Raw genomic sequence first — 15,244 nt, 5'->3', positions numbered from 1 at the left:
CCGGTCAGCTTCAAACGCCCGGGAATGAAGAGATGTGAACCACAGAGAGGCACAGAGGACACAGCGTTTTTCTTCCTGTTGTTCCTCTGTGTCCTCTGTGCCTCTGTGGTTTCATTTTCTCAGAGTTCCAACCTGTTCGGTGTCCTGACAAGCGCCAGACGCTCGGACCCCCATCACGCCGCGCCGGCCAGCCGAGGCAAGAGCGACGGCCAGCTCCGCGGCGGCTTGAACAGGTAGCCCGGCGCGGGCCCGTCGACGAGGTGCTCGACCTCGTCCAGGTGACCGCCCGGGAGCAACACCCCGCCCAGCGACTCCCGCACGAGCGGTATCCGCGCCGGATCGAAGCCCATCCCCTGCGACGCGACCCCGTCGACGAGGCTCGGGTCGAACCCGCCGATCAGGAGCCCCGCGCGCACCGGCGTCGCCCCGAGCGGACCCTCGCCCTCGCCCGCGACGATGCCGTCGACGATCGTCAGATACCGCCGCTGCGGCGTCCCGCGCAGCGCGCCGCCCCGATCCGCGAAGAACAGGATGCGGTTGAGATCCAGGATGGTGCGCCAGAGCGTGTTGTTCCCCTCCCAGCTCCCATCGATGACCTTCGGCGGCGCCCCGAGCCGCGGCGCGCGCGCCACGAGCGAGTGATCGCCCGGGAGCGGGAGCCGACTGAGCTTGTTCTCCACCGCCTCGCCGACGCCCTGCGGCCGATCGAACTCGTCGCCGCCCACCGACGGATCGCCCTCGGTGAAGTGCGGGAGCCAGTACTTCTCGTTGGTGAGCCCGATAACGCTCTTCAGCGACAGCGTGACCCCGGTCTTCTTGTGCGTCTTCAGCTTGGGAAGGTTGATGACGACATCGGCGTCGAGGAGCGTCTGCGGAATGCTGTACTCGTGCCGCTGCCCGCTGTGGTGCGGCACCGGGGTCGCGTAATGGCTCCGGTGGAACCGCAGCGCGCCCGGGCGCGGGGCGCCCGCGCTCGCGAAGAAGCTGTCCTGGCCGAGGTCGACGACCCGGTAGCCCCGCGGATCGCCGGGCAGGCGGCGGCGCAGGAGCAGGCCGAGGTTCCACGAGCGGCCGAAGCGGCGCACGTCGTCGAGGGCGAACACCGGCGCGACCCGGAAATAGCGCAGGTCGATGAAATCGACGTCGTGACCGCGGGCCTTGAGGTGATCGATGACCTCGAAGATGCCCAGCGGGCCGGCGACCTTCTCGATCTCGCAGCCCTCGACCGGCGAGTCGACGACGCGCACCCTGCCGCGCGGGCCCGCGGCGCGGAGCGCGTAGTCGAGCACGGGCCGGAGCAGCGAGCCGTGCGTGCTCGACGCGGCGAGCCGCTCGCCCGTGATCTTCTGGTGCAGGTTCTTCGACGAGACGAGGTTCGGCTTGATGACGACGCGGTCGCCCGGCGCGATCAGGTCGCCGAGCGGGTTCCACTCCGGCGTGCCCGCGCGGCCCGCGTCGAGCCCGAGCCGCCGGAAGAGCGCCTCGACGGCCTCGTACACAGGGCCCGGCGGGTCGAACGGCGCGCGATCGACGTAGCTCACCCCCGGCCTCGATACGGTCACGACCCGGTTCATCGTCGCTGCCATCCCGAGCTCCTCGCTAGCCCGCCGCGCCGTCCTGCCCCGGGGACAGGATCACCGCCGGCGCGGCGCGCTGGAAGTCCACGTTGAGCCGCGAGACGCTCGCGAGGTGCTTGCCCGTGCGGATGAGCGCGATGTCGTCCGCGAACTCGACCGCGATGCGCATCCGCTCGCCGAGGTAATGGCGGAACGTCGCGAGCACGTCGTCCAGCACCTGCTGCGAGAAGCGGCCGCCCTTGACGACGCGGAACGTGATGGCGTCGCGCTCCTCCTGCACCACCTGGAACCGCTTGATCGCGTAATCGAACTCCTTGAGATAGTGCGCGAAGAACGTGCCGGGCAGGTACCGCCCGTCCGTGCCCCGGATGATCGACTGGACCCGCCCCTCGATGCGGCCCACGCGCGGCGCCCCCCGGCCGCACGGGCACGGCACGGCCGGATCCATCGCCTCGGCGAGGTCGCCGATGCGGTAGCGCACGAACGGCATGCAGAAGTTGTTGAGATCGGTGATCACGACCTCGCCGATCTCCCCCGGCTGCGCGGGGCGCCCGTCGCGCAGGACCTCGACGATGTACCCCTCGGCGACGACGTGATGGCCCTCGTGCGCGTCGCACTCGTACGCGATGCCCGAGAACTCGCGGCTGCCGTACTTGTCGAAGACCTTGCAGCCGAACGCCTCCTCGATGAGCCGGCGGCTCGGCAGCGGCAGCGTCTGCGCGCTCGACATGATCGCGCGCGGCCGGGCCGCGACCTTGCCGGTGCTCTCGACGTTCTTGACGTAACGCGCGAGGAAATCGAGCGCCTCGGCGTAGCCGTCCATCAGCACCGGCTGGACGCCGGCGATCCGCTCGATCGTGCCGCTCAGGTTGTCGTCGGACAGCTCGAAGATCGGGATGAACGTCCGGTTCGACAGGATCGCGTCCGCGCGCTCGCGGGCCGCCTGCCACCGCGTCATCCCGATCGTCTGGTGCCACAGCCGCACCGTGGGGTCGCCGAAGCGGTAGCCGGTCCACTCCTGCGCGCGCAGCGTCGCCGCCCAGCGGAACTCGAGCTGCGCCCGGTCGGCGTAGCAGACGAACGGCTCGCCGGTGGAGCCGCTGGTCGTGATCTTGAGGACCTGCGACTTGTCGTGGTTCTCCGACATGATGTCGAAATAGAGGTGGCGCCGGATATCCGCCTTCGTGAGGAAGGGCAGCTTGTGGAGGTCCTCCTGGCCGTGGATGTCCTCGGGCCGGAGCTTCAGCTCCTGCATGCGCGCGCGGTAATAAGGCACGTTGCGGTAGCAGTGGCGCAGGAGCCGCCGCAGCTTCTCGTCCTGGAGCTCGCGGGTCTGCTCCGGCGTGAGCCACTGCGTCTTGCGCAGCGTCTCGTAGTAGTGCTCGACGTCGCGCGTGATCATCCAGTGGGTGTGGTTGAACGCGGCGAGGTAGGCGCGCCACCGCCCCGCGGTGACCGGATCGCGCTCCGGCGAGCGGTCGACGACCGGGTGGCGGCGGAGGTACTGCGTGGCGACGTCCGCCGGGATCCGGTCCACGCGGTACTCCCACACCGCCTTGCCGAGGTCGTAGAACGACCTCGCGACGGCGCCCACCTCGTGCCCGTCGAGGAAGGAGACGCCCTGTCGCCGCTGCTCGAAGAGCGTCTCGACCTCCTTGTACGAGTAGCCCTTGGCGTGCGCGGCGACGAGGATGAACGACTGCCAGTAGAAGTAGCTCCCCTCGTACGTGAGCAGGTCCTGGAAGACCTCGCGCGCGCACATCACGAAGCCGCTCTTGCTGTCCTGGAGCGACATGCCGAAGGTCTTGTTGAGGAGGTAGTTGAGCCCGCGGCTCAGGTGGTACCGGCGGTCGCGGCGCCGCCCCACGGCGCTCCGCCAGCCCTGGACGACATCGACGCTGTGCTCGTAGAGCTCGCGCCGCAGGCGCAGGAGGTCCTCGGGCTGGTACTGGAGGTCGGCGTCGATGATGGAGACGAGCTTGCCGCGCGCGGCGGCCGCGCCGGTGCGCCACGCCGCGGTGATGCCGCGGTTCTGCGGGTGGAAGCACCCCACGACGAGCCCCGGGTGCGCGGCCGCGAGCGCCTCTATCGTGGTCTTCGTGCCGTCGGTCGAGCCGTCGTCGACGAGGATGAGCTCCCCCGCGAGGCCTCCCTCGCGGAAGACGCCGAGGACGCGCTCGACGAGCTCGGGGACGTTCAGCTCCTCGTTCAGACAGGGCACGATGACGGAGAGCTCGATCGGTGTCTCCGGAGCAAGCTCAGATCGGGTGTCGGACATGGTGTGTTCGCCTATCTTGCCTGAGAGGGGAGCCCGCGTCCGGGCGAGGCGCGCGATGAGCGCCCGCGCGCCCGGGCGGCGCGGCGGCGCGGCGGAGGTCACAGCGGGACGCAGCGGAAGCACGCGCGGATCGGCAGCGCGCCGTGGGGCGCGGCGCGGCGCTCGGTGACGCGGAAGTGGCGCGCGAGGAGGCGGCCGAACTCGTCGGGAGTCCACTGGTGCAGGTGGTAGACGTCGCCGCCCCACTGGACGCGATCGCGCAGGAGGTAGCCGACGGGCGTGCGGCGGACGAGGCCCTTCAGCCGCGCGATGAGCGGGTCGTTCGGCACCGTGATGGCCGCGACGCCGGCCGGGCGCAGCAGGCGGGCGATGGCGGCGAGGACGGCGGAGGGGTCGACCGTGTGCTCCAGGACCTCGGTGCAGATGACGCGATCGAAGCTCGCGGCGGGGAGGTCGAGCCGGTCGACCTCGCCCTTGAGGAAGCGGGCGTCGTAGCCGGCGAGGTTCTTGCGGGCGGTGTCGAGGAAGACGTCGGAGACGTCGATGGCCGTGATGCGCGCCCGCGGGAACATCCGCAGCACGTGCCCGCCGCCCGAGCCGATCTCGGCGAGCTCGAGGCCGGCGCAGTCGCCGAGCATGTCGCGGATGATGGCGAGCCGCTCGCGCTCGATGAGCCGGATCGGCAGCGGGGCGCGGTCGTAGTAGTCGTCGATCGGGTGCTCGCGGGCGAGGCGGTCGTTCAGCGCCTCCACGTCGATGTCGCCGGCGGCGTTCGGCATGGCCGCCCCATAGCACGGGGGCGGCGGAGCCTCACCCGCGCGCGCGGCCGGGCTGAGCCTTCAGACGACGGCTCTGCGTGGGCGGCGCGCTCGTGCGATGGCTCGCGCGCGGGATGGAGCGCGTCCGCCCGGCAGGCCGCCGGCGCGGCGCCCTCAAGGCTCGACGCGGCACCTCGCGCTGCACCCGTCGCCCCCGGCCGTGTTGCCGTCGTCGCACGTCTCGAGCCCCTCGAGCTCGCCGTCGCCGCACGCGATCGCGGGATCGACCAGCGAGCGGCGCAGCTTCAGGTCGTTCCGCAGCGCGCTCACGCGCGCGGTGAACCCGCTCAGGTCGCTCTGGGTCGCCTCGCCGGCGCTGGCCGTGCCGATCAGCTGCGCCACCTCGTCGACGACCGTGAGCACGGCGCGCTCGTCCCACGCCGCGCTCGCGACCCGGGCGAGCTCGGCGTGGAAGCGCTCGTCGAGCGCCGGGATCGCGCGGATCCGGCCCGGCAGCACGGCGACGGGCGCCGTCTCGGGGTCGAACCACGCGTCCTCGAGGATCCGATCCATGCCGTGGGCGATGAACACGAAGCGCCCGTCGGCCGGGTTCTTGTAAAGGTAGTAGTTGTTCGCGCGGAATGCGTAGCCGTCCCAGTGACCGAGGAGCGCCTCGAGCGCGAAGCCCGTGATGAACCGGTCGAGGTCGAGGCGCTCGCTCACGCGCGCCTCGAGCTGCTCGTCCGGCGTGTCCCGGATGACGCCGGCCAGCGCGCGGAGCTCGGCCGCGCCTTCGTCCTCCCCGCCGTCGAGCTCCACGGCGTCGAGGTCCTCGACGAAATCGCCGCAGCAAGGGCCCTCGTAGAGGGCTCCCTCGTCGTTCACCTCGCCGAAATGGCGCCGCAGGAACCGCTTGTCGACGGCCTCGGTGACGACGTAGATCCCCTTGTCGACGCCGTTGAAGGTCACCACCGCGTGCGCGCTGCGCGCCGCGGGCACCCCGGCGCGGTCGTGCAGCTCCTCGCCGATCTGCTCGCGCAGGAACGTCGGGTCCTGCTTGGCGCTGTTCAACAGGAGCTTCTTGAGCCCGCGCAGCTCCGCCTCCTCGTCGAACTCGTCGATCTTCAGGCTGAAGCTCGGCTTGTCGGAGAGGTCCACGAGCGAGTTGCCCTTCTGCCGGATGCCGGCACCGCTGACCTCCTCGCCGTCATAGACGATGGTGCACGGGACGCGGTCATCGAGGTCCGTGGCGAGCTGGTCCAGGTGGCCCTGGTCGACGGTGATCGCGACCGTGTGCAGCACCGTCCGGTCGAAGACCGCGGCGGCGTCGTCGCTCGCGTCGCTCACCGCGCAGCCGCTCTGGCTCGCCGCGACGAGGAGGAGGGGGAGGACGGAGGAAGCGCGACGGAAGCTCATGGCGCTCAGCGTACCGTCGAACACCGCCGTGGACCCGCGCCTTTCCACCATGGCCGATCGCCTCGGTGGGGCGTGGCCGCCGACGGGCTCACGGGCCCCACGGGAGCTCCTGGAAGGAGGGCGCGGCGCTGCCGGCGTCGAACACGACCATCAGCGCGCCCGCCGCGAGCGAGGGCGCGAGCCCCTCGGGCTTGAGCCCCGGGAACCGCTGGACGAGGCGCGGCGCGAGGACCCCGGCCTCGGGCCGATCCACCCGCCACAGCGCGCCGGCGTCGCCGTCCTCCGTCGAGGGCGTGGACGTCACCGCGAGCGAGCCGTCCGGCATGAACAGGAGCTCCGAGATGCCGCCCGGCGCCGGCCGCCCGGCGAGCTCCACGTCGACGCGCGCGCGCGCCCACAGCGACACGCGCGCCGCCTCGAAGCGCCTCGCCTCATCGGCGGAGCGCTGGCGCTTCGGCCCCCCGGCGGCGGTGACCGGCGCGGGGCTCTCGTCGCCGAAGAGCGCGCCCGGGGCGGCGATCCGCCAGATCATCGCGTTGCCCTGCGGATCGAGCGGCGCCTTCAGCCCGAGGTACAGCGCGCCTTGCCGGAAGGTGAGGCCCTCGACGTCGAGCGCCCGCGTCCCGCCGGGCAGGCCGAGCGCGGCGGCGCGCGCGGGGGCCGCGTCGAGGACCTCCGCCAGGTGGATCTCGCCGTCGACGCGGAAGCCGCGGCCCTCCGGGCGGAGGCGGAGGAGCGCGCTCCGCTCCGGCTTGCGCTTCCCCTTCTTGCTGTAGCTCTGCGACGACAGGAGGTAGATCTCGCCCGCGTCGCCCGCGGCGATCCCCTCGACGTCGCTCAGCTCGTCGACGCCGCTCACGGTCACCGGCTCCGGCTCGATCGCGCCGCCCGTGGACATCGCGAAGAGCCACGGCGCGCCCTCGTCGCGGCGCTCGTGGCCCGTGTCGTCGCTGACGATCAGGTACCGCGACTCGCCGGGGCGCGCGAGGATGCCCGACGGCTCCAGGCGCGACCGGCCCGCCAGGGCCGGCGGCACCTTCATGAGCGCCTGGGCCGACGCCGCGGGGGGCCCGGGCGGCGCGGCGGGGGCGGGCTTCGGCGGCGCGGCGGGGGCGGGCTTCGGCGGCGCGGCGGCGGCCGCGCCGCGGCGGGCGCCGAACGTGATGTCGAACGCCTGGCCGGGGACGAGCGCCATCGGCGTGTCCAGCGCGATGGTGACGACGCGGCCCCACGCGGGCATCTCCGGCGTCGGCCAGCAGCGCGCCGGGAGCTCCGAGACGAGCGGGCCCACGGCGATGACCGAGCCCGGGATCGAGGCGCCGAGCTGGTCCCGGATCCAGAGCTCGGCCGCGTCCCCTTCCTGGAGGCCGAGCGCGGAGCGCTCGGGGACGCAGGCGACCGCGCGAGCGCCCGTGCGCGCGCTCAGGAGCTGCACCAGGGGCTCGCCGGCGGGGACGACCTCGCCGGGCTGCTTGTCGATCGAGGCGACGCGCCCCGCGTTCGCGGCGCGCAGCACGTACCCCTCGCGCCGCTGCTCGAGCAGCGCGATGCTCTCGGACGCGACCCGCACGTCCGCGTCGAGCTTCGCCGCCATCCCGGACCCGCGGTCCCTGAGCTCGCTCCGGCGCCGCTCCGCCGCCTTGAGCTGCGCGTTGAGGAGGCCCAAGGTCCGCGGCTTCTCGCCCGCGATCGCCGTGGCGGTCGCGTGCTGTACGTCGAGCTTCGTCAGGTCGCCGACGACCGCCAGCCGGTCGTCGACGAGCTGCTTGATCCTCGAGATCTCGCCGTCGAGCACCCTGGCCTCGGCGACCGCGCGGCGCTGCTCCTCGCGCTGCGCCGCGAGGTCTCGCTCGATCGACGCGCGATCCACGTCGAGCTCCTGCTCGAGCAGGGCGAGCTCCATCTGCAGATCGGCCTCGACCTGCGCCTTCTGCGCCTTCGCGATGCTGATCTCGGCGTCGATCACCGAGGTGTCGAGCTTCGCGATGACCTGCCCGGCCGAGACCTCCTGGCCGACCGTCACCTCGATCGAGGCCACCCGCGCTGTCTCGATCGGCGAGACCACCTCGGGCAACGCCTCCGCGAAGCCGAAGACCCGCCCGCGCGGGCTGCCGTCCAGGTGGAGCCACAGGGCGGCGCCCAGCGTGAGCACGAGGGTGAACACGGGGCCAGCGTCCTGGAGCGCCGAGCGGAGTCGCGAGTAGCTGTACATCGATGATCCTTGCGCGGTTGTGTCACGGCGGTCGCGTCGACCGGTCGAGCGGCCGCCAGCGCGCGAGCCGCCCGCCTCCCGGCGATGGATCTCGGCCGCTAGAGATCCAGCGTCGGCTCCTGGAGCATGAGCGAGACGTCCTGCACGCCCGGGATGGCCTGCAGCCGCGAGACGAGCGGGGCCCGGAGCTCGGGCGCGCGGACGCTGATCTGGTAGGCGTGCTCCATGACGGTCCCCTGGGCGGCCTCCCGGAGCGTCACGAGCGAGAAGGTCCGGCAGTGCGCGCGGAGGACGCTCGCGAGCGCCTCGTCCGCCTCGGGCCTGGCGGGCACGGTGAAGCGGAGCAGGCCGTCAGGCTGCCGCCGCGCGCCGTAGTTGGTGAAGTGCAGGAGCAGCGACCCGCCCCCGAAGACCGCCGTCCCGATGAGGGCCGCGCCGAGCGCCTGGAGCCCGCAGGCGACGCCGACGCCGAGCGCCGCGAAGACGAACATGATGTCGCGCGGATCGCGCATCGTCGTGCGGAACCGGACCGCGCTCAGGCCCACGGCGACGCCGATGCCGGCGGCGATGCTGCTGCCGACCGAGAGCATCAGCATGCACGTGATCACGCTGCCCATCGCCATGCTCTGCACGGACGATCGGGAGTAGGAGAGCCCGCGGAACGTGGTCATGTAGACGACCGCGATCGCCTGGCCGAGCCCGAACGCGAGCAGGAGCGACACGACGGCCCGGCGGAGGTCCACGACGCTCCCCTGGGTGATCCATCCGAGCCAGTCGGCCGTCATGACCCGCTCTTCCCCGCGGCGATCGAGGTCGCGGCGCGGCGCGGCCCGCCCCGCCGCGACCGCCTCACTGCGCCTCCGCGGCGGCCCCGCGGCCGGGGTAGGGGCGCGCTTGCTTGATGTAGAGCGTCGGCGGCTCGCCCGGGCTCGCGTCGTCGTCGAACTTGAACTCCACGTCCATCGCGTACCAGCCGCTGTTGCCCGCCGCGGGCCCGTAAGCGGGGGAGAACCGGGTGTGGATGGCGTCGAGCGCCAGGCCGAGCTGATGGACCTGCGCCGCCGTGAGGACCGTCTGGCCCTCTGGCACGAGGCTCGAGTGGGTCAGGTAGGTGATGGGCTGGTTGGGCTGGTTGAAGAAGTGGAGGAACTCGTCGTTGGTCACGCCGGCGGGCGGGGCCACCACCTCGACGTCGCCGCCCGCCTGCACGTTGACGTAGAAGGCAGGCTGGACCCCGGACGGGTCGAACGGGTTGTTGGTCACGGCCACGCCGTTCGCCTCCTCGGCGGGGAAATTGTGGTGCACGAGCAGCGCCATCCCGATCGTCCTGTGATCGATGCCGTAATAGGTGCGCTCATCGAAGGTGCGGAGCTTCCAGGCGCTCGCGTACGTCTTGCGGATGGCGTCGAGGACGTCCTCCCAGTCGGCCGGATCCCCTGTGTTCGAGTCGTAGCAGCCGGCGCACGGGAACCCGTCGAGATCCTCGCTGTTCGTGCTGGTGCGGAAGCGCATCTTGTGACCCGGGTACTCGGCCTCGATCTTCGCCTTGAGGAGCGCCTGGAAGTCGGCGTCGATGGGCGCGCTCTTCATCGCGTCGCGGAGCGCCTTCAGCTTCTCGTCGCGGGTCGCGGCGTCGGTGTTGAACTTCGCGTCGGCGAGCAGCGCCTCGATCTCGTCGTAGAACCCGTTCGTCTTCATGAACAGGTCGTAGTAGTAGACAGGGATCGCGAAGGCCTTCTGGATCGGGACGTCAGGGGTCCTGGCCAGGATGGAGTAGTGGGCCGCCTTGCCGCCGAAGGCGAGGACGGATTTCTTGATGGCGTCGCGGAGCGACTCGCCGTCTGCCGGCTCGGGGGTCACCTCCTCGAGGTCGCGCAGATCGGTGACCGTCAGGTCCAGCGTGGGGAGCGTGACGGGCTCGGGCTGGTGCGCCTCCCAGAACGCCTCGGCCTCCGCCTCGGTGACCTCGCGGACGCTCCAGGACGACGCTTCCGCGGTGAGCTCGACCAGCTTGTCCTTCAGCGCGAGCAGCTCCGGGTTGCTCATCGCGTCGCGCAGCCCCATGTTGGGCGTGCGCCGGTTCTGGGAGAGCACGTTGACGTGCGACAGCGGCGTCTGGAACTCCTCGGTGATGATCCCCTGGACGACCGAGATGTCGTTGGGCGCCTCGTCGAGGACGACGATGTCCTGGTGGGACAGGTACTCCGAGTCGAGATCCGCCGCCTTGGCGAAGTGGAGCCGCCCCACCGCCTTGCCCAGCGAGAGCGGCTGGTAGTTGATGCCGGCGTAGAGATCGCCGGTGGTGACCACGGGGATGTCGGCGGGGAGCTTCTGCGCCTCGACCGCCACGGCCTCCGACGTCGGGTGGAACGCGAGCTTCGACCCGAAGAAGGACGCCCCCTGGACCGCCTTGAACAGGGCGGCGATCATGTCCGCGGACGCGGTGTCGTACGGGGAGAGCTCGAGCGCCCACACGCCGGGGCCCTCGTAGTGCGTCACCGCGCCGAGGACGAAGCGGCGGTCGGGCGTGAAGTACTCGGTCGCGTTGAACTCGGCCAGGGTAGGGACGTAGGGCAGCCCGTCGCCGGAGAGGTGCGTCGATACGAAGTCGTAATGGATGCGGTAGAGCACGCTGTTCTGGAAATACAGCGCGTTCTGGTCGGCCTGATCCATGACCACCTTGACCGACCGCGCGCCGGGCAGGCTGGCGTCGACGGGCTCCGACGCGAGCGCCTCGAAGTCCGCGCCGCACCCGACGCGCTTCAGGAACTCCGTCGATCCGTCCTGGCTCGTGCCTTCGCAGACCTCCACGACCGCGCCGGGGCCCTCCGGGGGGTCGCTGCTGCTGCACGCCGCCGGCAGCAGGGCGGAGCCCAGCGCGAGCGCGAGGATGGACGTGATGCGGGTGCCTTCGTACATGAGTCCTCCAGAGACAAGTAAGCTGGCCGAGGGGTGGCGCGCGCGCCGGGGAGCCTGCGTCAGGGCGTCAGGGCGTCAGGGCGTCAGCGCGAAGCAGTAGATCCCGCCGTATCCGCCGCCGGAGCCGACGGTGGTCGTGCCGGGCAGCGGTCCGCCCTGCTCCAGGAGGTTGATGCCCGGCGCGCACCCTGCCTCGTCGAGGGAAGACATCCAGTTGGCCATGTTGATATCGCCGCCGGGGCCTCCGCCTGTGGGGAAGCCTCCGGACCCGCTGGACCCGCCAGGGGCACCGGCGCCGCTGGAGCCGCCGGGGAAGCCGCCGCCGAAGTTCCTCGGCCACGAGTGACCGACGCGCGGCCTGCCCTCGGCTTCCGTGCCCTCCGCGCTCGTCCAGTCCTTGCACGTCGCCGTCGCGCTGTAGAGCTTCCCTTCGTCGTTGGTCCCCGTCAGGATGTCGTGGTTGTCCACCTCGGGCTGGCTCGGATCGGGCTGGTGGTTGGGGACGCCGTCCTCGTTCGGCAGATCGTCGATGATCGCCTCGTCGGCCGCGGTGGGACGGTCGTTGAGCAGCTCTGTCTTGTTGTTGGCGACCAGCCGCCCGAGCCGGTCGTACCAGGGCCCCTCGCCGATCCGGTCGATCGCGTTGACCTGATTGCCGTCCTCGCCCGCCACGGCGCTCAGGAAGGCGCGCCACGTCTTGCCCCCCGCGCCCGGCATGCTGCGCTCGGCGATCGTCGCGCAGATCTTGTCCGCGCCGCGGAGGCCGGCGCCCGGGCCCGTCTCCCCGAAGCGGAAATCGCCCCCGAAGCCGTCCTGGGAGCCCGACAGGTCCTGCATGGCGACGAGGCTCGTCACGAAGAAGCTGAACTTCTCGGTGGTGCCGCCGCCGCTGGTCGTGGTGGTGCCGCCGCCGCTGGTCGCGGTGGTGCCGCCGCCGCTGGCCGCGGTGGTGCCGCCGCCGCTGGTCGTGGTGCCGCCGCCGCTGGCGGTGCCGCCGCCGGTCGTCGCGCTGCCGCCTGACGAGCTCGATGACGTGCCGGTCGCTCCGTCGCTCGACGACTCCGCGTCCGAGCCGGAGCAGCCGACCACGTGGGAGAGCAGCGCGATGGCGAGGGGGAGAAGCAAAGGACGATAGGTGCGTGTCATGGTGTCGGTCTCCTCATCGGGTCAAGCAAGGGTCAAGCAACGTTGTCGACCTCGCCGGGGATCGGCGAGGTTCATTTGCAGGTGAGATCGGCCTGGCAGGTCTGGCCTTCGGGGCACTCGGAGGTGTCGCTGCACGAGGTGAGCCCCGCGATCACCACCGCCTGCTCGATCTGGGACGAGACCACGAGGTCGACCCGGCCGGGCGCGATCGTCGTGGAGCCCACGGACCTGCGCGTGACGATGATGGTCGGGAAGCCCGCGACGCCGAGGTCGAGCAGCTGCGTGACGAGCGACGCCGGCAGCTCGAGAGAGCCCGTGTCGTCGGCGACGCACTCGATCATCCCCTTCGTGCCGCCGTGATGGCTGATATCGAGCTTCACGTAAACCGTGGAGACGCCGGTCTGCCCTGGCGGGGTCCACTCGAGCTGCACGGCCTGATCGGGCTGGAGCTCGATCGTGTCGTTCAGGAGATCGAGGGGGCTCACGCCCTTGGCCTCCAGCGTGAAGGCGCCGAAGTAATCGCCGCTCGCCTCGAAGCGGACCGGCTGGCCCTCGTCGGCGGGCGGGTAGCGGAGCTTCACGCCGGCGGGAGGCTGGTAGTTGTTCGCCGTGGGGGTCATCACGAGCGACGCCTCTTCCGACTCGAGGTTCAAGCCGGTGACCGTCACGGGCCCGGCGCTGTGCGCGCTCGGGTAGGCCTGGCACGTGTCGTCCTCCACGCAGACGGCGCTGCCCCCGCAGGGCTGGTTACAGAACGGGACGCGCGGCGTGAGGACCTTGCAGCTCCCCTCCTCGGCCGCCACCTCCCAGACCACCTGGGAGGGCGTGGGCCCGTCGTAGAGCTTCCCGATCACCGATGTGCTGCCGGACGCCTCCGCCGCGGTCGTGTCGGGCAGCGAGCGCACCTGGAAGGCGCCGATGAGGCGCATGGGGTCGCCCGTCTCTCCTCCCTGGCCCGGGGGATCGGCGTCCGGAGCGCCGGCGCCGTCGCCCGCCGAGGTCGAGCAGCCGAGGGACAGGAGGCCCAGCGCCCCGCCAAGGAAGCCGGCGCGCGAGGCGCCTTTGGAAAGGATTTTTACAATCGAGCGGACTTTTCGCGACATCTCGGTGACCAGGTGGTGACGTCGCGAGATGCCGGGTCAATTTTTTTTGGAGGCGTCAGCCCCGGGCGCTCACCTGCCGTCGAGCTCGGCGAGGCGCGCGCGCAGCCGCGGCGCGTGGACGCTGTCGCCGTGACGGGAGAGGAAGTCGGCGATGGCCGCGCGCTCGTCGGCCGCTCGCCCGAGGCGGCGCAGGCACTGCACCCGCCCGACCCGGGCCTCGGCGGCGAGGGGGCCGGCGCCGGCGAGGTAGCGGTCGAAGTAGCCGAGCGCCTCCGCGGCCTTGCCCTGCTGGAGCGTGATCTGGCCGAGCGAGACCAGCGCCGCCCGCGCCTCGGGGCTGGACGGGTGCTGCGCGAGCAGGGCGCGGTAGGCCGCGCTGGCCTCGGCGCTCTTGCCCTGCCCGAGCCGGGACTGCGCGCGCACGAGCAGCGCCTCGGCGCTCATCGCGCCCTCCTCCGCGCCCTGCCTGGCGGGCTGCGGGGCGCGCTCGCGGGCCTCGACGCCGCCGGCGGCCGCGGGCCCGGTCGCCGCCGCGCCGGCGCCGCGCGACGGCTCGGTCGCCGCCGCGCTGGCGCCAGCGGCGGCGGGCGCGCCCGCCGCGCCAGCGGCCGCGGGCTCGTTGGCCGCGCCAGCGGCCGCGGGCTCGTCCGCCGCGCCGGGCGAGGGCTCTGCCGGCGGCGCGGGCGCGGGTAGGCCCGGGGCCGCGCGCGGCGCGCCGCTCGGATCGAGCACCTCGTTCCCGCGCGGCGCGGGCGGCGGCGCCTCCGCGGGCCCGTCGATCAGCTCTGCCGCGAGCGCGGCCAGCAGGGTCGCCGCGACGGCCACGCCCGCGATCGACCCCGCCAGCCCGCGCCGCAGCGCCGGCCGCGGCGCCGCGCGCGGCCGCGCCCTGCTCGCCGGCGCGGGCTCGCCGTGGGCGCGCGCGAGCACCCGCTGCAGCATGGCGGCGTCGCTGAGCTCCCGGCCTTCGCCGCGCGGGTCGCCGAGCTTGCCGAGCGCCGCCCAGAGCGGCGCCTCGCCGCGGAGCTCGGGGTCGTCCTGCTCGGCGCGGCGGAGGAGCTCCGCGTCCTCCGGGCCGATCGGCTCGCCGCGCGCCTCCGCGGCGAGGATCGCGGGCAGGCGGTCCAGGTCGATCTCGGATTCTGGCGTCGCGGTCATGCTGTCCTCTTCCTGCCGACGGCGATGTCCTGGCGCACCTGCTTGCGGAGCGCGCCGATGCCGAGGCGGAGCCTGCTCTTCACCGTATCGGGGCTGACGTCGGTCATTCCAGCGATCTCCTCGATGGAGTAGTCGAGCGCGTGGTGCAGGAGGATCACGTCGCGCTGCGCCTCCGGCAGCGCTTCGAGGTACGCGCGCGCCTCGCGCGGGAGGGCCTCGAACGGGGGCTGGTGCGGCGCCTGGGCGATCTCCTCGTCGATGGCGCTCTCCGGCGCGGCCGGCGCGCCGTCCCGGCGCTGCTGCTTGACGTGCCGGAGGATCGTCCGGACGGCGATGCGCCTGGCCCAGGCCTCGACGGTGGCCTCGCCGCGGTACGTCGAGGCGCTCTCGAGGATCGCGAGCAGCGCGAGCTGCGCGGCGTCGTCGGCGTCGGCCGAGCTCCTGTGGAACGCCCGCGCGATCCGGCGGACCCGCCCCATGACGTGCGTCATGAGCCAGGCCTGGGCCTGCGGGTCCCCCGCGCCGGCGCGGCGCATCCGCTCGAGGTCGAGCGGCACGGGAGCGGCGGGTGACGGGGCGGGCGCGGGGCGCGTCATGGCGCAGGCCAGGCGCGGCTCGGGCAGCGCTCCGAGGCTCGCGCCGAGGGCGCGTGTCTGCTCAGCGTCCATCGCCGCGAT

General features: G+C 72.5%; 11 protein-coding genes. All 11 read right to left on the bottom strand.

Translation table 11 applies throughout. From position 1 onward, the window contains the following. Positions 1–173: 173 nt before the first annotated feature. A complete protein-coding gene (locus WME85_RS46385) occupies positions 174–1,586 on the bottom strand; it encodes a DUF362 domain-containing protein (protein ID WP_437830996.1) in 1,413 nt (470 codons plus the stop codon). Between the two features lie 13 nt (positions 1,587–1,599). After that, the gene (locus tag WME85_RS46380; RefSeq protein ID WP_437830993.1) at positions 1,600–3,855 is read right to left on the bottom strand and encodes a glycosyltransferase; all 2,256 of its coding nucleotides are present in this window, start codon (positions 3,853–3,855) and stop codon (positions 1,600–1,602) included. A gap of 98 nt (positions 3,856–3,953) precedes the next feature. Next, entirely contained in the window at positions 3,954–4,634 is a 681-nt protein-coding gene (locus WME85_RS46375; protein ID WP_437305481.1) for a methyltransferase domain-containing protein, read from the bottom strand. A gap of 153 nt (positions 4,635–4,787) precedes the next feature. Then, positions 4,788–6,080: a CotH kinase family protein gene (locus WME85_RS46370; protein ID WP_437830990.1), complete on the bottom strand. Its 1,293-nt coding sequence runs from the start codon at positions 6,078–6,080 to the stop codon at positions 4,788–4,790. A gap of 37 nt (positions 6,081–6,117) precedes the next feature. Then, the gene (locus WME85_RS46365) at positions 6,118–8,241 is read right to left on the bottom strand and encodes an HlyD family secretion protein (RefSeq protein WP_437830988.1); all 2,124 of its coding nucleotides are present in this window, start codon (positions 8,239–8,241) and stop codon (positions 6,118–6,120) included. 98 nt (positions 8,242–8,339) lie between these two features. Further along, positions 8,340–9,026, bottom strand: coding sequence for a DUF4956 domain-containing protein (locus WME85_RS46360; protein ID WP_437830985.1), 687 nt, complete (start codon positions 9,024–9,026; stop codon positions 8,340–8,342). A 64-nt stretch (positions 9,027–9,090) separates the two neighbouring features. Next, positions 9,091–11,160: a PEP/pyruvate-binding domain-containing protein gene (locus tag WME85_RS46355; RefSeq protein ID WP_437830983.1), complete on the bottom strand. Its 2,070-nt coding sequence runs from the start codon at positions 11,158–11,160 to the stop codon at positions 9,091–9,093. A 75-nt stretch (positions 11,161–11,235) separates the two neighbouring features. Then, positions 11,236–12,306 carry a hypothetical protein gene (locus WME85_RS46350; RefSeq protein WP_437830981.1) on the bottom strand — a complete coding sequence of 357 codons (1,071 nt, stop codon included), beginning with the start codon at positions 12,304–12,306 and terminating at the stop codon, positions 11,236–11,238. A 71-nt stretch (positions 12,307–12,377) separates the two neighbouring features. Beyond that, a complete protein-coding gene (locus tag WME85_RS46345; RefSeq protein WP_437830978.1) occupies positions 12,378–13,409 on the bottom strand; it encodes a hypothetical protein in 1,032 nt (343 codons plus the stop codon). A gap of 69 nt (positions 13,410–13,478) precedes the next feature. Beyond that, positions 13,479–14,567 carry a tetratricopeptide repeat protein gene (locus WME85_RS46340; RefSeq protein ID WP_437830975.1) on the bottom strand — a complete coding sequence of 363 codons (1,089 nt, stop codon included), beginning with the start codon at positions 14,565–14,567 and terminating at the stop codon, positions 13,479–13,481. Next, positions 14,564–15,235: an RNA polymerase sigma factor gene (locus WME85_RS46335; protein ID WP_437830972.1), complete on the bottom strand. Its 672-nt coding sequence runs from the start codon at positions 15,233–15,235 to the stop codon at positions 14,564–14,566. The genes WME85_RS46340 and WME85_RS46335 overlap by 4 nt, the downstream gene beginning before the upstream one ends. Between the last annotated feature and the right edge of the window lie 9 nt (positions 15,236–15,244).

The sequence above is a fragment of the Sorangium sp. So ce1153 genome, from assembly GCF_051521595.1.
Lineage (GTDB): Bacteria > Myxococcota_A > Polyangia > Polyangiales > Polyangiaceae > Sorangium.
The sequence above is the reverse complement of the archived record's forward strand: the minus strand, read 5'-3'. Positions and strand labels throughout refer to the sequence as shown.